This window comes from Aureispira anguillae (assembly GCF_026000115.1).
Classification (GTDB): domain Bacteria; phylum Bacteroidota; class Bacteroidia; order Chitinophagales; family Saprospiraceae; genus Aureispira; species Aureispira anguillae.
In genome coordinates, this window is record NZ_AP026867.1 from 3946969 (window position 1) to 3965944 (window position 18976).

18 protein-coding genes are annotated in these 18976 nt (G+C 36.1%); 12 read left to right on the forward strand and 6 right to left on the reverse strand.

From position 1 onward, the window contains the following. Positions 1-4: 4 nt before the first annotated feature. The 4 genes from AsAng_RS15335 to gmk all read right to left on the reverse strand — a co-directional run bounded on the left by AsAng_RS15335 (position 5) and on the right by gmk (position 2734). Positions 5-904 carry a hypothetical protein gene (locus AsAng_RS15335; protein WP_264787973.1) on the reverse strand — a complete coding sequence of 300 codons (900 nt, stop codon included), beginning with the start codon at positions 902-904 and terminating at the stop codon, positions 5-7. A gap of 20 nt (positions 905-924) precedes the next feature. Then, a complete protein-coding gene (locus AsAng_RS15340) occupies positions 925-1641 on the reverse strand; it encodes a (Fe-S)-binding protein (RefSeq protein ID WP_264787974.1) in 717 nt (238 codons plus the stop codon). A 41-nt stretch (positions 1642-1682) separates the two neighbouring features. Next, complete coding sequence (gene apaG / locus AsAng_RS15345) at positions 1683-2069, reverse strand: Co2+/Mg2+ efflux protein ApaG (protein ID WP_264787975.1); 387 nt, start codon at positions 2067-2069, stop codon at positions 1683-1685. A gap of 80 nt (positions 2070-2149) precedes the next feature. Then, positions 2150-2734 (reverse strand): guanylate kinase, encoded by a 585-nt coding sequence (gmk, locus tag AsAng_RS15350; protein WP_264787976.1) that lies wholly within the window; start codon positions 2732-2734, stop codon positions 2150-2152. A 347-nt stretch (positions 2735-3081) separates the two neighbouring features. Between gmk and AsAng_RS15355 the strand changes: the two genes are divergently transcribed. From AsAng_RS15355 to AsAng_RS15375, 5 genes are all read left to right on the forward strand, one after another. Then, on the forward strand, positions 3082-4905 hold the full coding sequence (locus tag AsAng_RS15355) for an ArnT family glycosyltransferase (protein WP_264787977.1): 1824 nt from the start codon (positions 3082-3084) through the stop codon (positions 4903-4905). A 326-nt stretch (positions 4906-5231) separates the two neighbouring features. After that, the gene (locus AsAng_RS15360; RefSeq protein WP_264787978.1) at positions 5232-6455 is read left to right on the forward strand and encodes an alanine dehydrogenase; all 1224 of its coding nucleotides are present in this window, start codon (positions 5232-5234) and stop codon (positions 6453-6455) included. Positions 6456-6473: 18 nt separating this feature from the next. Next, positions 6474-7229: an LPS export ABC transporter ATP-binding protein gene (gene lptB, locus AsAng_RS15365; protein ID WP_264787979.1), complete on the forward strand. Its 756-nt coding sequence runs from the start codon at positions 6474-6476 to the stop codon at positions 7227-7229. 245 nt (positions 7230-7474) lie between these two features. After that, positions 7475-9088 carry a C2 family cysteine protease gene (locus AsAng_RS15370; protein WP_264787980.1) on the forward strand — a complete coding sequence of 538 codons (1614 nt, stop codon included), beginning with the start codon at positions 7475-7477 and terminating at the stop codon, positions 9086-9088. Position 9089: 1 nt separating this feature from the next. Further along, complete coding sequence (locus tag AsAng_RS15375) at positions 9090-9563, forward strand: hypothetical protein (protein ID WP_264787981.1); 474 nt, start codon at positions 9090-9092, stop codon at positions 9561-9563. A 46-nt stretch (positions 9564-9609) separates the two neighbouring features. Here the strand turns inward: AsAng_RS15375 and AsAng_RS15380 are convergent, their stop codons facing one another. Further along, positions 9610-10407 (reverse strand): alpha/beta hydrolase, encoded by a 798-nt coding sequence (locus AsAng_RS15380; protein ID WP_264787982.1) that lies wholly within the window; start codon positions 10405-10407, stop codon positions 9610-9612. 1 nt (position 10408) lies between these two features. Further along, on the reverse strand, positions 10409-11038 hold the full coding sequence (locus AsAng_RS15385; protein ID WP_264787984.1) for a uridine kinase family protein: 630 nt from the start codon (positions 11036-11038) through the stop codon (positions 10409-10411). Between the two features lie 751 nt (positions 11039-11789). On the opposite strand from AsAng_RS15385, the gene folD reads away from it, so the two are divergent. The 7 genes from folD (at position 11790) to AsAng_RS15420 (ending at position 18972) form a co-directional block, all read left to right on the forward strand. After that, positions 11790-12683: a bifunctional methylenetetrahydrofolate dehydrogenase/methenyltetrahydrofolate cyclohydrolase FolD gene (gene folD, locus AsAng_RS15390; protein WP_264787985.1), complete on the forward strand. Its 894-nt coding sequence runs from the start codon at positions 11790-11792 to the stop codon at positions 12681-12683. An 11-nt stretch (positions 12684-12694) separates the two neighbouring features. Then, positions 12695-13282: an HD domain-containing protein gene (locus AsAng_RS15395; RefSeq protein ID WP_264787986.1), complete on the forward strand. Its 588-nt coding sequence runs from the start codon at positions 12695-12697 to the stop codon at positions 13280-13282. A 224-nt stretch (positions 13283-13506) separates the two neighbouring features. Next, entirely contained in the window at positions 13507-15183 is a 1677-nt protein-coding gene (locus tag AsAng_RS15400) for a hypothetical protein (RefSeq protein WP_264787987.1), read from the forward strand. Positions 15184-15329: 146 nt separating this feature from the next. Continuing rightward, positions 15330-16982 carry a PhoX family protein gene (locus AsAng_RS15405; protein WP_264787988.1) on the forward strand — a complete coding sequence of 551 codons (1653 nt, stop codon included), beginning with the start codon at positions 15330-15332 and terminating at the stop codon, positions 16980-16982. An 80-nt stretch (positions 16983-17062) separates the two neighbouring features. Then, positions 17063-17698: a hypothetical protein gene (locus AsAng_RS15410; protein ID WP_264787989.1), complete on the forward strand. Its 636-nt coding sequence runs from the start codon at positions 17063-17065 to the stop codon at positions 17696-17698. 58 nt (positions 17699-17756) lie between these two features. Then, positions 17757-18356: a Crp/Fnr family transcriptional regulator gene (locus AsAng_RS15415; protein WP_264787990.1), complete on the forward strand. Its 600-nt coding sequence runs from the start codon at positions 17757-17759 to the stop codon at positions 18354-18356. A 166-nt stretch (positions 18357-18522) separates the two neighbouring features. Further along, the gene (locus AsAng_RS15420) at positions 18523-18972 is read left to right on the forward strand and encodes a DMT family transporter (protein ID WP_264787991.1); all 450 of its coding nucleotides are present in this window, start codon (positions 18523-18525) and stop codon (positions 18970-18972) included. Positions 18973-18976 lie beyond the last annotated feature (4 nt).

Genomic DNA, 18976 nt, shown 5'->3' on the forward strand with positions numbered 1-18976 from the left:
TTTTTTACTTCCCTAAAGCCTTCAAAAAAGCATCTGCTAATTGAATGGATTGAAGGGCTTGTGCTTTTGCATTTTTTTGCCCTTCTTCCAAAGCAGTTATATCAAAATTGAGTACTTCTTTGGGAAAAACTAAATAAGCTACGTTTTTTCGAAATACCATCCATTTATCAGAAGCTGGCAATGCTAAAAATTGCTCAACTAATAACCTCGTAATCAAATAATAACTATGCATAAATCCAGAGCTATAAATACCAAATTTCTCTTTAAATTCAGGTAATTCTATAGCTGAATTGAAAGCTATTTTTTCCCACTTGTCATGTTGATAAGGTTGGGGCAATAAGACCGTACTTTCTTCGCTGTGTTTTTGGGGCAATTCAGTTGCTAGAAACCAATATTCTTGCATGGTGCGCTCTTGCCGAATCTGCACAGAAGAAATACTGACCCCTTTGTATTGATAATAATCTAATTGTTGAATTGCTTCTGGGGTAAATCCCCAAATATAAGGTAGCAGAGTTTGCACAATATGATACCCTCGTTGATCGAGGCTAGAAAGCCCTTCATATTCAGTTACGATTTTTTTTTTAGACCAACGGCGAATTTCACCACTCAAGACACGCATTTTTTGCTTGTATTCCTTATTGTTTTTTTCATATTGCACCCGCAACATATCCACCCAATACCAAATTACCCCAACAACAATAATGGTATACAACAACAATAAAACATCTACGTTAAGAGAAGAGACAATCAGATACCCAATATATAAAATAAAGCCCCCAACAATTGTTTTTATAGAGTTGTTCTCGCTCGCTAGAACATTCCACCAACTATTTTTTTGTTTCTTAAGTTGGTGATATTCCTCCAACAAGGCTTCTTTTGTTTTGACAGACTTCTTTTTGCTCATTTTTATTTGTTAAAGTTCAACTACTCTCCTACCAACACATCTGCAAGGTGTAATGTTTTAAGCGGTAGTTCTTTTTTTTCAATATACCCATTCAAGTGCATCAAACAAGATAAGTCTGTAGAAATGATATAATCTACCTCCAAATCAAGCGCCTCTTCTACTTTTTTTTCTGCCATAGCAACAGAAATAGACTCAAACTTAGTAGCAAACGTTCCACCAAAACCACAACATACTTCCGCATTAGGATGCTCTATTAGCTCCAACCCTTTGACTTTAGACAATAAGGCTCGAGGTTCTTCTTTTATGCTGCATTCTCTCAAAGCGGAACAAGAATCATGATAAGTTGCCCTTCCTTCTAAAACAGGAGTCAAATTTGTGGTGTCACAATGTTCGATCAAAAATTCTGAAAATTCATAAATAGAAGCGGTCATCTGCTCCAAAACTGCTGGATTTACAGTATCTCCTAACAATTCCCGATAATGATTTTTAATAAACCCCACACAAGAGGCCGAAGGACAAACAACCTGCTCTTGATTGGCAAAATCGTCAACAAATTTTTTGGCTACATCCTGCGCTTCCTCCCAAAAACCTGCGTTTAAAGCGGGTTGTCCACAACAAGTTTGATTGGGATTATAAGTTACATCACAACCTACTTGTTTTAAGACCGTAACCATATTCACAGCAGATTGCGGAAAAAGTTGGTCAATAAAACAAGGTATAAATATATGGGTTTTCATAAAAAATTGGTTCGCTTAAAAATGCTATTTTAGCTAAACCATCAATTTAGCTTAAATGGTGGTATCAAATAAAAGGTAGGAATTTCAACATCAAACAAAACGCCATCTGACAAACGTTGCATCGTATACCTTCCAGACATTTTTCCTATGTCTGTTTTTAAAGGACAGCCTGACACATACTGATGAAGACCATCAGGCTCTAAAGTTGGTTGCAAACCAACTACCCCATCGCCTTCTACCTTTCGGACAACTCCTGTAGAGTCCCAAATAAGCCACTGACGACGCATTAATTGTACCGTTTCTTCTCCTAGGTTTTCAATGGTAATTCGATAAGCATGTATATACTCTTTTGCCAATGGTTTGGAATACATTGACTGATACATGGCTTCTACACTGACCCGTATATCATGTGTTATTGCTGTTTCCATGCTTGATAACGTTTTAATATTTATGGCAATCGTTTTTCCATTAAATATAAGCTTTTCTAGTCAGCAAAGAAAGCTTTTTACTAAGAAGAACTCGTTTCTAAAGTTAAAAAGTTCGCTACGATCTCCTCTGCCTCGGCTAAGGCTTGTTTTAAGTCACTATTTATTAAGGTCATATCAAAATGACGTTCATAAGTCATTTCTTCTTTTACCCGATTAATGCGTTTTCTCAAACTAGCCTCATCTTCTGTCTTTCTATTCATCAATCGCTCTTTGAGCACTTCAAAAGACGGAGGTTTTACAAAAATAGACAAAGCATCTTCGCCATATTTTTGTTTGATCGATAAAGCACCTTTTACATCTATATCAAATAAGACATGCTTCCCTAAGCCCCAAAGTCGTTCAATCTCACTTCTTAAAGTTCCATAAAATTGGTTGTCATAAACCTCTTCATATTCTACAAAATCTCCGTTCTCTACTTTGCGTTTAAACTCATCTGAACTCAAAAAATAATAATCCATCCCACTCACCTCACCATATCGTGGCGTTCGAGTACAGGCTGAAATGGAAAAAGAGATGTCCTTTCTAACTTTTAATAAATGCCGAACAATTGTTGTCTTACCAGCTCCTGAAGGGGCTGTAAAAATGATGAGTTTTTTATGATCCATCTGTTATAATTAAAGAATTGGCTACAATAGAGCACAAACACGTTTAAAACTAAAATAATTAGTAAGTAAGAGTGCAAAGGTAACCTTTTTTGGTTCTAGTATTAAATTAGTCGCCTGCTAATTTTCTGTTTTTGCAACTAAAGATGGTACTTTCATCAACTAAGTAGACTAAAAAGCATAAAAGATACTCACATCTAATAAGATTAAGATAAATTTACACATAATGCTACCATTTTGCTTATAGGAATTTTATATTTGAGAAAATATAGTTGAAGTGATCTAAACTTCTGGAAACGCACAATTATAAACGTGCTTTTAACTCAAATCTTTTAAGAAGAATCAATTTCATGGCAAAAGGAGATCGTAAAAAGAAGAACACCACCACCGAAAAAAAGAAAGCTAAACCAACAAAAAAGAAGCTAGAGACAAGCCCAAAGGAAGCTTCTACCAATCCCCAAAATGCTAAACCCAGTTTATTTACTTGGGATATAATTTTGGTAAGTGCATTGGTTTTATTTGTACTTTTAGTTCGCTTTAATTTATTAAGTGTTCCTTTTGAGCGAGATGAAGGAGGTTTTGCCTACATGGCTTATCAAATGCTAGAAGGTAAAACATTATATTCTGAAATATACGAAATCAAACCTCCTCTTTTGTATTTACTCTATGCCTTGTTTATTAGTGTGTTTGGGCATTCTATAGAAGGGATACACATGGGCTTATTGGTATTTGATGTTGCCTATATCTTATTGCTTTTTGCCTTTGCACGGTATTTCTTTGATAAGACCATTGCTGTTACGGCAACCTTTGCCTTTGCCATATTAAGTTTGAGTCCTAATTTACTTGGTTTTGCGGCACATGCTACGCATTTTTGTATTTTATTTGGTTTAATAGGACTCTTTACCCTGATTCGTGCGATTGACAATAAAAGAAGAATTGGTTTTTTCTGGGCAGGATTAGCTTGTGGGCTTGCTTTTTTGGTCAAACAACAGGCCATTCATTTTATGTTATTCGCAGGTTTTTATGTCATTTTTGAATTTTTCAGACAGCGTCCAATCAATTGGAAAGAATGGTTCCTGAGTGAAGTTTTGTTGGTCATTGGTTCTATATTGCCTTACCTTTTGGTTGTTTTGTATATGTTTATCAACGGTCGTTTTGACGACTTCTGGTTTTACACCTTTACCTGGCCCAGTGAATTTGCCACCTCTTCAGAGACTGGTGCTTCTTATGAAATCTTCAAAATACAAATTAATAGAGTGCTCGCCCAACAAGAATGGCTTTGGTACTTGGCTTTAGGAGGCATCGTTTCTATGTTTTTAGTAAAAATAGAACAAAAATGGCGCATTTTCACCCTACTTTTTACCTTGTTTATGACCTTTGCCTTGGCTACTGGTTTTCATTTTTACCAACATTATTTTGTGATCCTAATTCCTGCAATAGCCCTACTCAATGGAATGTTTGTGCAAAACACAGGTTTGTTTATCAACAACTTGCTTAAGGTAAAATGGGGGGTTGCCATTCCCTTGGTACTCTTTATCTTTGCTTGGACACAAATCATACGCTTTGATTCTGATTATTTTTTCAGTCCCAATCAAGACAAAATATTACGAAATGCTTACGGCACCAATCCTTTCCCCGAATCTAAAATACTTGGCGATTTTATAAAAAAATACACCCAGCCAGAGGATGAAATCGTCATTGCTTGTTCGGAACCACAAATTGGTTTTTATGCAGAAAGAAAAAGTGTTACAGGGCATGCCTTTTGTTATCCGTTGGTAGACAATGGCAGCTATATGAAGCAATTGCAGGATGAATTTATCAATGATATAGAAACTAAAAAACCACGCATCTCTGTTTATACTTGGATGAGTACTTCTTGGCTCAATAGAGATACTTCCAATAGAGTCTTTAAATTCATTGAACAGAATCATCAAAAGCATTATAACTTAATTGGTGTGGCAGAATCGATTCCTACTCGCCAAGTTCAAAATGGCCCTATTATTTACCAAACCGCTTATAAATGGAACCAAGAGGCACTCCCCTATTTTAATCAACGTATGCAACAGTGGCAACAACAAAATAGGAGCTTGCAACAACAGGGCAAAGCTGGAGGACCTCCCCCTTCTTTAATTACAATTTGGGAACGTCGTCCTGATGCACCAACCACTAATTAGATTCATATTTTTATTCGCATCCCAGTTTCTTTTGTGTTTCTTCATAAAAAATCGTGAAGCAGCATTGAAGCGACTGGGAAGCGATAATTCATGAAATAAAAAGTTAAAGCCCCCCAATCTTGTTAATGCTTTACAAAAAGTGAGCATTTTAAACACATTAGTTCAATTTCTTCCCTATCTTAAAGGTTGTTTCTAGCAAAGAAAAACCCAAATTTATATTACCAAAACCTAACATAAAGAATATTAATTCGTTATAAACTAAAATAAAAGACCCCAGCTATCTATTTTAGGTATTTGTAACTCCCCTTCGCAAACACGCAATCTATATGGAAAAAAGAAAGATCAACATCCCTCACCGTCTAACCCAAAACATGCTAACTCCACAGGAAGAATGCCTAGAAATTCCTCAAAGAAGATCAAAATTATTTATTGGCATCCCTAAAGAAACTTCCTTTCAAGAAAATAGAATTGCACTATCACCTGCTGCAGTTAAGGCATTAATCAAAGCGGGGCATAGAATCATTGTAGAAGAAGATGCGGGATTAGAATCTGGTTTTTTAGATTTTGAATATTCAGAAGCTGGAGCAGAAATAGCTTATAGTTCTGAGCAAGTATTTAAGGCGCAGGTAATCCTAAAAGTAGCTCCTCCCTCCTTGGACGAAATTGATCTTTGTCATCCAGACCAAATTATTATATCACCAATTCATTTGCCTTCTTTATCCGAAGAATATATTTATAGATTAAAGCAAAAGCGGGTTACAGCTTTGGCAATGGAATACATGAAAGATCAATCTGGAATTTTTCCTTTTGTTCGAATCATGTCTGAAATGGCTGGAATTAGTGCCATGCAAACTGCTGCTGAATTGCTCTCTAAAAGTAGCAATGGGCTTGGTGTTTTATTGGGTGGTATTCCTGGAGTTCCTCCCACTAAGGTTGTAATATTAGGGGCTGGTGTTGTCGCAGAAGTCGCAACTCGTGTTGCCTTGGGCTATGGCGCAGAAGTACGTGTTTTTGATAATAACATACGTAAACTGATGCGATTGCAAGGAAACTTAGGAACTAAAATATATACAGGGACCTTCAATTCCCCTGAATTGGAAATAGAACTGCAACATGCAGATGTTGTCATTGGTGCCATTCACTCTGAAATAGGGCGTACCCCTATTATTGTTAGTGATGCAATGGTAAAAAACATGAAATCGGGCTCTGTCATTATTGATGTTAGTATCGACCAAGGTGGTTGTTTTGCCACCTCTAGAATGACCACTCATGACAAACCAACCTTTATTGAATATGATGTCATTCACTATTGCGTTCCCAACATTGTAGCGAGAATTCCGCAAACGAGCTCCAAAGCCATTAGTAATATTTTAACGCCTTTTTTCTTGGAGGCTGGCGGCACACAAGGAATAGAAGCACTCTTACATTCTTCCCCTGGTTTTAGAAATGGAGTTTATATGTACAAAGGTTGCTTAACCAATAAATATCTCAGTGACTTTTTTAATGTTAAATACACAGATCTAAATTTATTATTAGCCTCTAATTTATAGGCAAATCAGGAATTACAAATGCAACTCAGAGCAGATAATTTGATGAAACAATACGGCAACCGAACCGTTGTAAAAGGTGTTTCATTACAGGTAAAACAAGGCGAAATTATTGGTTTATTAGGTCCTAATGGTGCTGGAAAAACAACCACATTTTATATGACCGTGGGCTTTGTTAAGCCCCTTAGCGGCAAGGTTTATCTAGACCATACAGACATCACCAAATTACCGATGTATAAACGGGCCAAACTGGGGATTGGTTATCTTCCTCAAGAATCTTCTATCTTTCGAAAACTGAGTGTAGAGAACAACATTCGTGCGGTTCTGGAAATGACCAAATTGACCAAAAAAGAACAAGAGATAAAACTGGAAGAGCTCCTAGATGAGTTTCGATTGCACAAGGTTCGCAAAAGTAATGGGGATACGCTATCGGGTGGCGAACGTCGTCGTACCGAAATCGCTCGTTCCTTAGCAGTTAATCCCAAGTTTATCCTTTTGGACGAACCCTTCGCTGGAATTGATCCCATTGCAGTAGAGGATATTCAGTCTATTGTATTTAAGCTCAAACAAAAGAACATTGGTATTCTTATTACCGACCATAGTGTAGAACAAACCTTGTCTATTACCGATCGTTCTTACATCATGGTGGATGGTAAGATTTTTAGAGAAGGTACCTCTGAGGAATTAGCCAGTGACGAAAAGGTACGAGAGGTTTATTTAGGGCAAAGCTTTACGCTCAAACGTAAATTTGAATTGCCACAACGCAATCAGGAGTAATTTGCAACGATTGAATATAAATATAAAACAAGCTATAAAACAAACCCAGCCTATTGGCTCGCAAGCGAAGCGAGCTAAATAGAATTAAATAAAGTAGGGTTTTAGTTGAGCTATTTTAAGACGTTAGACTATAATATATAATAGCAAAGCGAGCTAGGATCTAAAATCGGAAGATAGGTTTTAGCTTAAACGGCACCTTACAAGTATTCTTTATCTATTTTGTCCTATATTCAGATATAAATACTATGACGCAAAAAGAATTACGCCAAACCCAACAAGAGTTAAAGGCTATAGAGCTACTTTATCAAGAAACAATTGACTTAGCAAAAAGTGACCAAGTTCTCTATAAGGAATTAAAAGGAAAATTAGCACAAATAAAGTTGCTGTTTCAAAAATGCTGTAAAAAATACAAAGAAGCAGCTATCGTCTATTCTATTTCCATAGACTTTAAAGACGAAGAACTGTATGAATATTGGACAATATATAGAACTTCATTTTCAATATGGAGAAAAGATTGGACACCTAAGATTCAAGCTTTTCTTAACGAAAAGAAACCTTATACACTTGAATTCTTAGATGAGTTACTTGTTTTTTTGAATAAAATTAAAGAAGAGGCTGAAACCTTTATTAAGCAATATGAATTACTAAAAGAAGAACTTAGCCCTGCTATGAGTCCTAAGTTTAGTACTTGGAAAGAACAAACTAAGAATAAGTTAAACGATCCCAAACAGGGGTGGGTCGAATATATCCAACACTTTTCCAAAATAAAAGAACAACGCCTTAGAGACAACGCTTTATCTGAAAAAATCAATGCCCTAATTACCCTATATAAAGAATTGGTGCAACTATGGAGAGATGAAAGCCGTCCCAATTGCAATGCTTTACTAGTAACTGAAGAAAACGTAGCAAATACCCAAAAGTTGTATGATAATATGCAAGCTCTTAAAACCTTATTGGAGGAAGCTCCTAAAGAATTTAAGACCGCTTATGCTGAATGGTATCAAAAGAGTTTGAGGGAGGAATGGGGCATACATTTGCAAACAATAAAAAAAGGCTTAGAAGATTCTAATACCCGAAAGGCATCAATGCTGATTAAAGGAAATCCTGAACTAAAAACAATAGAGAATAGAGATCTAAAATATATTGACCCACACAAAAAAATAGGTTTATACAAACAAGGAAAAAGAGATGAGCACAAAATAGAAGCCAATGATGTGCAACAAGGAATCTTAGAGGATTGTTTTGTATTGAGTCCAATAGCCGCTTTAGCTAAAACCAATCCTAAAGCCATAGAGCAACTGATTGAAGAAAAAGCAGATGGTTCTTTTGAAGTGACGCTCTATCTCCGCAAGGATCCTAAATCTTTGGAACGAACAAAAGAGAAAATAAAAGTCAAAAGAGAATTTGTAGTAGATCAATATGGTAAGGATGTTTTTGCAGGGAAAGGAGATCGAGAACTTTGGGTACAGGTACTAGAAAAAGCCATTGCTACGGCTAGAGGGGGCTATGATGGTATTGATAAAGGAGCTGCTGATGAAGTCTTGCAATTGTTAACAGGTAAGCAGGTAAATATGGCTGATTTTAAGACCAATGATTTGGACTTGTTGTGGGGGGATTTGCTCAACGCTTATAAAAATAAAAAAGCAACGAACTTTTCTTCTTTGCTTAAACCTAACAATATTGAAGATCTATTTTACAAAACAGAAGATGAGCAAAAAATTTACTATGAGCACAATTATTATTTGGATAAAATAGATGCTAATAACATATGGCTAAACAATCCTCACGGAAAAGAGCATCTTGTGCTAACTAAAAAAGACTTAGAAAAGTATTTTGCACGTTATTATATCTTAGACTAAGATGAAACTAAAAACATTTTTATTTTTACTGATTTTTTTTAGTGTAGCAATCAGTTGCCAATGCAAACGTTATGCATGGCATTCTAATGGAGATGATCCTATTTTTGGAGAAGGGAAGGGTTATTTATTTCCTATTTGCAAAGGATGGGAGTGTGGAATAGTAATACCAAAATATGAGGATTATTTTATAGGAGAATATACTTTACCCAATGATTCTATGGCTAGTGGTTATTGGGCGGGGGTAACTGTAAGTGATTTAAAAAAAGATACTTCTTGTACTTACAGAGTTGGCAAAGGCAGTGAATTTTGGGCAGGCAAATGCAAATTTAGAGTAGTAAAAGTAGAGCCAAGGAGAATTTTGAATTCTACTAAAACTGGTTTTATTGGTCCTAGTGTTGTCTTTCAACTCTTGAAATTGCCCAAATTTTGCCCTTGTGAGAATAAAAAATTGAAAAAATTTGATGCCGTACAATAAGTTGAGAATACTCATAAAAAAGAGAACTAAGGCCTCTCTTCACATTTTAAATCAGTAAAGTTTGCATTTTTTTCTTATAAATCTCTTGATAAGGAATATCATTGTGCAAACAATCTACAATAGGTATATATTCTACCCTAGGCACCTCTGCTGCCAAACGTTCACTATTAGCAATCGGAATTAACTCATCTATCGTACCGTGAAAAATCGTAACAGGACACTTTACCTGTTTCAAAAAATCAATGGTCATAAATCGGTACTTTAATAAGCTTGACGGTAAGTAAGGGTGCTTTGTTTTGATTAGATGAGGTAAACTATAATAAGGTGCTTTTAATATTAAATACCTAGGATTGTTATCAACAGCTATTTTGGTAGCACTAGCTGTTCCAATAGAAAAACCTTCTACCAGAATGGTTGATTCGTCGTATAAATTTTTGGCGTAATCATAAAAAGCTTGTACATCTGCAAAAAATTGTTTTTGGCTTGTTATTTTGCCATTACTTTTTCCAAATCCCCTATAATCAAACATCAACAAATCGTAGCCCAATGAAGCATACAAGCTAGACAAACTCCCCCAATCTTGTAAAGAACCAGCATTTCCATGCACATAAAACACCAATCCTTTTGGTGCCTTTAACTTAAAATGGAGTGCATGTAAATGCACTCCTTCGGCAACTTCCAAATATAATTCTTCAAAATTATGCTCAAACTTAAAGACCAAATCCATCGGCAATACTTCTGGATGAAACAGAAGAGTTTCTTGCAACCAATAAGCCATCAGGCAAACTAGAGCATAGATAAGACCTATGATTGTTATAATCTTAAATAAAAACATAATTAGCATACTATCCCTTTCTAGTCTTTAATACAGATTGTAAATAAGTGACCACTACATTTAAACCTGCATCAAAATTATCACTATTATTAATAATCAAATCCGCTTCATACTGAAAAGGTTTGATATAACGCTCATAGGTTGGCAAAACATGATTTTTGTACCGATACAATACATCTTCCAGTGGGTAGTTACGTTCTATTCGATCCCGTCGAATACGGCGACTTAAGGCGGTGGTTTCTTTTACATGCAAGAACAATTTTAGATCCATTAAGTCCTTAATTTCCTTATAATGATAAATAAAGATGCCCTCAATTAGGATGATTGGACAAGGGGGAAACTCCAACATTTTTGGAACTGCCAAATCATTATTAAACGTGTACTCCTGTCTCACTACCGTTTTTCCTGCTAATAATTCTAAAATGTCTTGATAAAATTCAGCTCGGTTAATTGAAGTCGGCAAATCAAAATTGCGTATCCCTTCGTCATCTATGAGTTGTTCTTCTCGTGGCTTATAATAATTATCTTGTGAAATAACACAAAGCTCATCTTTGCCAAAAATAGTCTCCAAACGTTTTAAAAAAGTAGTTTTACCAGAGCCACTTACCCCCGTCAAGCCAATTAAAAATGGTTTTTGCATATTGTTTTATTATTGTGCTAAGCAAAATCGCCTAAAAAACATATCTTTCATCATCATAGGTATGAACTGATATTACACACTAATTCAATAAGTCTAGCAATAGTTTATACAGCTATCTAGGCCTCTAAGATAGATGGTGTTTGAATGGATTTCTAGGTACCTTCCTGTACGTCCAAACTCGTCCTTATAAAGTAAATTTAGTGGTCAATCTCTACTCCAAAACCCCATCTATAATTGTATCCCAATAAACAATTAATAGATTACTCAACAAAAAGGTAAACAAATTAAACACATTATATGATACTATAACTTAATTTCCATACCATAAATTATGAATTAATTTTCATTTTTATAAAATTTGTTCACTTTTGTTTATCAAGCGTTAGCATGATTTTCTTCAAAAAAGGCAAAAACATTGAGCTTATCCTCCTACTGCTCATTGTTCTCTTTCTTATGCCTTTCACTTATGATCCAACAAGCTGAGCTCGGTCATAAACGCTTTTTTCATTTATTGAAGTGCTAAAAATAAGACTACCAATCGATAGACATTTTTTTAAGACAATAAGAAATGAAGAAACGAGTGCTAAAGTCTATCCTGCAAGCCTTATATTAGTATCAGTTCTCGCAATTATAAATAATTGTTTGTCCTTTTTACAATTGTTTGTCACTAATTCCATAATTTAACGCAAAATTTTAAGTTCATTAGAATCTACAACCAAATTCTTAACCAGTAAAGAACAAGCAGAATAACATGGAACTAATTAATGGGAAACAACTTGCCCTAGATATTCAAGAAGAAATGCGTATAGACGTAGAATCGTGGTCTAAAAAAGGTCATCGTCTACCCCATTTGGTTGCTATCTTAGTTGGGGACAACCCTGCTAGTGCCAGCTATGTTAGAAATAAAATGCGTTCTTGTGAACGAACAGGAATAAAATCTACGCTCATCAAAGAAAGTAGTGCCATCACAGAAGCTCAATTATTAACCATTATTGATCAACTCAATAAAGATGAAAATGTAGATGGTTTTATTGTGCAACTTCCGCTTCCTGAGCATATCTCTGAAGATAAAGTAACACTCGCTATTGCGCCCAATAAAGACGTAGATGGTTTTCATCCAACTAATTTTGGACTCATGGCACAAGGAATGCCTCAATACATCCCTGCTACTCCTTTTGGAATGCTTACCATGTTAGAACGTTATAACATTGAAACCTCAGGAAAACATTGTGTCGTTATTGGGCGTTCTAATATTGTTGGGACTCCCATGAGTATTCTGATGTCTCGCAAAGCAAAAGTTGGCAACTGTACCGTCACACTTACGCATAGCCGCACTCAAAATTTAGCAGAAGAAATTCGTCGTGCTGATATTATTGTTGCTGCTATTGGGATTCCCAATTTTGTAACGGCTGATATGGTAAAAGATGGAGCTGTTATTTTGGACGTAGGCATCAATTCGGTAGAAGACAGTAGCCGAAAACGAGGGTATCGTTTGGTAGGAGATGTAGATTTTGAAGGTGTTGCGCCTAAATGTAGTTTTATTACGCCAGTACCAGGTGGTGTTGGTCCTATGACGGTCACAGCCTTAATTATGAACACTCTAAAATCATACAAAAAATACCACTTAAATCAGGAGTTATCATAAGTCTATAGGACATGTTAATACCACTTGAACAGCAGATAAAGCAATACGTTACTCAACTCTTTGAGCAAGCCAATACCAGTAAATTGCCCTATCATAATTTGGAGCATACCATTGGTGTTGTTCAAAGAATTGAGGCTTTATCTCAAACATTACCTCCTCGCCAAATAGCACTGCTAAAAATTGCGGGATGGTTTCATGATATTGGCTACTTATACGGTTATGATCAACACGAGGATAGAGGAATTGTCATTGCTCGAAATTACCTAGCTTCAACATTAGATGCCGTTCAATTGGATAAAGTTTCAGCTTGTATAGAAGCTACCAAAACAACGGTTAAACCTAGCAATCAGCTGGAAGAAATTATTAAAGATGCTGATATTGGTTATGGCACTACAGAGCATTTTTTTGAAACAGGGCCTAAATTAAGAGCAGAATGGGAATTGATGCGCAACAAAATCTATAATGACCTAGATTGGGAAACCTTGCAATATGACTTTCTCCAACAAGTTGTTTTTTATTCTGATATAGCACAAGCTACTTATTTGCCAATTTTAAAACAAAATCGACTGCTTCAAAAGCAAAAACTAAATTCTTTTTGATAAAGTGTATCAATCAAAGAGTTGATTCAACTCTTGGTAGAATAAATCTTCATTATTATAGAATATCTATACTATTTCTATTGCGAAAACAGTCTTTTTAGGTATTTTTGTGAAAATTTGGTTAAAAACCAGTCGATTATCTTGTATCTATATCAATATGGCATTATCTTCTATAGAAGAAGGTCAATATCCAACTACTCTTAAAGCCATTTAAATATCAATCAATGAAGTTGAACATTACATATAGCTTGCTCCTTTGTCTACTAGTTAGTGCGCTAAATACTAGTCTGGCACAAGATGATTCTACCATTGCCGAACCAATTGATCCTATTGCAGAAGAATTATCTGCCCTAAATGTGCAAGATAGTTCTCCTCCCAAAATAAAACGCCCCAAACAAGATCCTATCAAAATATTCGACATGGGGGTTTATTCTACCCAAAAAGCATTTAAATCTAGAAAGGTAAAACGACATAGCATGTGGGAACGCATCGAAAACGACTGTGGGCTAGATTTAGAAGAAATTCCCATTGAATTAAGCAATGCCTTTAATCATATTTCTCGCAACAACCAAAGTTCTTTGTATGATTTGGTCAAAGGAAATGTCAAAATTTCCAATCAAATTATTAGTCCCACAGAACGTCAGTTTATGCATAGTCCTTTTTTGACACCTGGTTCTAGTTCAAAAATTTTTGGTTGTCTTACGGGAATGTCCTATCGAGAAGAAAATTTCATTCTCAATAATGTTGGTTATTTTGACTTGGTATTGTCGAACTTGGCTTACTTAAAAGAAGAATTGCAATACAATTATCACAAAAATGGTAGAACCTACCAGTCTATTATTCTTCGCACCAAAAACGACATCGACTATGTGCTTAATGATCCTACCAAAATTGGCTTTTTGGTCAGCATTGGTGGAGGGCACAGTTTGGGCAATTACTTATACATAGAGCAAGACCAAGTTGATACCGATGAATATCAAAATATTATATTGACCAACATCAACAAATTAAAAGGTATTACCCCTATTGAAAAGGATCCTGCTCAATATTTGGACATACCCATCTTCTCCATCAATTTTGGCAATTTCTTTAAAGATGGAATTTGTGGTAAAACTTCTCGTTTTTCTCTTAATGAGGAAGAAGCATTTAAACGCCCAACAACAATTGATGATGACATCACTAGTTTGGGACAAAAAGCGATTGCTAGATTGTTAAATAAAAAGAAGGGACGCAGAATATTAATTGATGTTGGCGGAATGAGCCTAAGAAGTAGAGAATGGTATTACAAATACATCAAGGATCAACGCTACCGCAATGACACCATTCCTATCATTGCTACAGGGGTTGGAGTTAGTGGACTCAGCAAAAAAGATAATGCCTACGGTAGAGATGATAAAAGAGAATTACTCAGTCATCAATTCTCCAATATGTGCCGTCAAGACTTAACCTCTATTCTACAGTCGCAAGGATTGATCGCTCTATCCTTAGACAAAAATAAATTAATGGGGAAAGAATTTCAACGACGCTATGACGAAGCAATCCCCAATTCTGCTGATAGACGTAGAATTGCGATTGAAGCAATTGTTGGAAATATCTGCAAAGCAATCCACATGAGTAATGATATAGAAGCGTGGAACATGATCTGTATTAGCTCACAGTTTGACTCTCATGCTCGCCATCTAGATGTTTTTGACTCTTCTAGCGACATGGTTAATCTATACAGAGATCTACTTGAGTTTTTTAAGAATCCTAGAGATATAAAAGGCTTGTATTCGGTAAAAGAAATTGAAAACTTTATGTATAATTTTACTCCTGAAGAAGTTGTTAATAAAATTATGTATGAAAATGCACTAACTTTTATCAAAAGAAACTTGCCTGAAATAGAGCCTGAAACTCCTTAAGTGATTTTAGCAGGCACAAACTGCTTACATCAAGAACAGGCATTCAGTTTATAGGCTTGTTTTATCAATTTTTTAAAAAACTAGGTAGAGGCAAAATTCTACCTAGTTTTTTTTATTTTAGCACTCCACCAAAGCTATACAAAATCATGAAAAAACAAAACAGAAGGAGTTTCTTACAATTTTTAGGTCGTGCTGGTGTTGGGCTTAGCGCTAGTGGGTTCTTGGTCAACTTACAGGCTTGCACCTCCACAGAACAACCTACCCAACAAACAGTAGCTCCCTCAAAACCACGCTCCTTCCCATTGGAAGATATTCAGCATTCTTTAGAAGACAAATTAGTCCTAGCAAATGGTCTAGAGTACGACATTCTCATCAAATGGAACGATCCAATCTCTGATTTAGATCAATTCGGTTTTAACAACGATTATCTCGCTTTTGTACCTTTTGATCCCAATAATCCCAATGATGGTATGTTATGGGTAAACCATGAATACCTCCAAGAGTTATTTGTTAGCGGTTATAACGATAGAGATAAAAGCAAAAAAACAAAAGAACAGGTTGAAAAAGAAATGTATTCGGTAGGAGGTTCTCTTCTTCGCATCAAAAAAAACAAAGAAAACAAATGGCAAGTTGTCCCTAACGATGAACACAATCGCCGTCTAACCGCCAAAACGGAAATTCCTTTTGATTGGGACGAACCAATTCTTGGCAGTACAACAGCCATTGGCACCTTTGCCAACTGTGCAGGGGGGATTACTCCTTGGGGAACCATTCTAACCTGTGAAGAAAACTATGATATGTTTTATGGAGAAACAGACTATTCTGATCCCAAAAACCCTAAGCGAATCACAGGCAGAGATTATGGTTGGTCTCAGTACTATGATTATCCACCAGAACACTATGGCTGGGTAGTTGAAGTAAATCCCTTAACGGGTGCCGCCAAAAAGTTGGTAGCTCTAGGGCGTTGTGCTCACGAATGTGCAACCGTTCATCAAGCTAAAGATGGTCGTTTAGTGGTCTATTCTGGAGATGATTCTAATGATGAATGTCTGTATAAATTTATCAGTAAGGAGCCTAATAACTTGCGAGAAGGCAAATTGTATGTTGCCAATACAAGCAAAGGAGAATGGATTTCGTTAGACTACAACGACCAAGAAGTGCTGCGCCAAAATTTTGCCAATCAAACGGAAATTCTTATTCGTTTGAGAGAAGCAGCCAAACTTGTTGGTGGAACGCCGCTCAATCGCCCAGAGGATATAGAAATTGACCCCTTAACTGGCAATGTATTGGTTGCACTAACCAACAACAAACCTAAAGGCGATTTTTTGGGTGAAATATTAAAAATTGAAGAAGCGGACAATGAAAACAAAACTTCTATGAAGTTTGTTGCTTCTACCTTTCTGGCAGGGGGTGAATCTACTGGCTTTGCCTGCCCTGATAACATGGCATTTGATCCTAAAGGAAACCTATGGTTTACTTCTGATATTTCAGGCAGCTCTATCAATACAGAACCTTATTTACCCTTTGGCAATAATGGTCTGTTTATGGTTCCTTCTTGGGGAAAAGACAAAGGCAAGGTGCTTCAGGTTGCCTCGGCTCCTATTGATGCAGAATTAACGGGTCCTGTATTTTCTCCTGATGGAGAAACACTATTTTTGAGCATCCAGCATCCTGGTGAACGCAGTAAAGATCTCGACAACTTAACCAGCCATTGGCCAGAAGGTGGTACTGCCCAACCCAAACCATCTGTGGTTTGTATTCAAGGGCAAGCATTAAAAGACCTAATGCAAGGAGAATAGTTTTTTTAGTCTGAATAGCTGTCTTATTTTGAAGGACGGCTATTCAGATCTATCGCAATAAACATCAAGAACGTATAACAATGAAACAATTCTTAACCCTTCTCAGTCTTACGCTTTGCTTATCAACAGCAATTCATGCACAACAAGAAAAACAAGCCACTCCCAAATTATATGTTGGTTATGGCTTGTTCATGAATTATAACCTTTACTGTTGGTACCAAAAAACAAGTCAGGCTGACCTTTCTCTTAGTTCCTCTGGGCAAGTATTCAATGTTCTACCTGGACTAGGTTTTAATGTTTGGTTTGGAGATGTTGATCGTTGGATTTTATCCATTGAAAGTGCGATAGAATATGCTCCTTTTGCCCTTGATTTAGCGCATTACAAAGGCATGGGAGCCTTGAGTATTCCCATTCTAGCAAAGGCTCAATTTCCCATTGCTAAACAACAAAGTTTATGGCTAATGCTACATGTTGGAGCAGGCGCTCAATTGTCCAAAACAGAGCTTAGTGCTCGTCCTCCCACACACCAAAATGTTTTTAATCCTTTTTTTACAACTGTAATTGGTGAAGTCGGTTTTCATATTTCTGCGGTTGGTTATCGTCGCCAACATATCCGAGAAGTTGAGCTTTTTATTCGTGCAGGAGTAGGCGCATTAGGAGCAGTTAGTTTTAATTCAGGGCTTCGAATGACATTTTGGAATCGATTTGGGAAATAATAATACAATGGTTCAACACGGTATTAATTGGATGAATAAAATTACTAAGTAATCGTTTATGGCTTTTGATCAAGAACAGTACATTGCTGCCTTAAAAGCAAAACTAGAAAGTTACCATAGCCCTATTAGCTCCTCTTCTTGGGAATTGATACGGTCTATTATTAAATTTCAAACGGTAGACAAAGGCACCTTTGTCTTGCGATATGGTCAGATTGCCCGAAACATTCACTTTATTTGCCAAGGAGCACTGCGAGCTTATTTTACCGATGAAGCAGGCAATTTTTATAATAAAAATATTTTTCTAGAAACAGATTTGGCTTGCTCAACCGTCTCGTTATTGCAAAACAGTCCTTCTAATTTTACACTAGAAGCTTTAGAAGATTGCATCTTTATCAACCTCAATTACAAAAAATATAGAGCCTTTATTGATCAAAAGGAAGATTTAAAAAATTTCTACATTGCTTATCTAGAAAAGAATTGGGTGCTAGAAAAAGAACCCATCGAAATTTCTATCGTTATGGAAAATGCAACAGAACGCTACCTTAAACTCCTTGAAAAACATCCGAATATTGATCAACGAATTCCTCAACGACACCTCTCTGCACACCTAGGCATTACTCCTACTCAACTGAGTAGAATACGAAAAAGTTTAAAATAAAAACGCTCAATCAACATATGTAAATGCAGTAAAAAATCCTTTGTTCTATCTTTGTTTTATTACTTAACCCAAAAGAACAACTTGGATTTTTTAGGATGAATGATGCGCTCAAAGTAGTTCTATTTTTCAACCATTGGTTCTTTTTACAAAGGGATTTAGTTCTACTATGAATTCTTATATTTTATCGCTTTTAGCACTATTAGGAGGGGTCTTTTTAGCAATGCAAGGTGCGCTTAATGCACAATTAGGAGAGCTATTAAAGCATCCTTTATTGGCAGCCGTCATTGCTTTTTTTTGCAGTACCTTATTTGCCTTTTTGTTCGTTCTAATAAGCCCTAACAATTACCCTAGTTGGTCTGAAATTCAAAAAATTCCGAGCTATTTATGGTTTACAGGCGGACTTTTTAGCGTTCTCGGAATTAGCCTTTATTATTATACCATCCCCAAACTAGGGCTATCAACCATGATTTCATTTGGTTTATCTGGACAACTACTTTTCTCCTTAGTCGCAGGGCATTTTGGCTGGTTTAATCTTCCTGTTGAGCCCCTAAATATTCGACGGACAATTGGTGCAACTGCTATGATTATAGGCATTCTATTCATTAACACTAAATAAATTT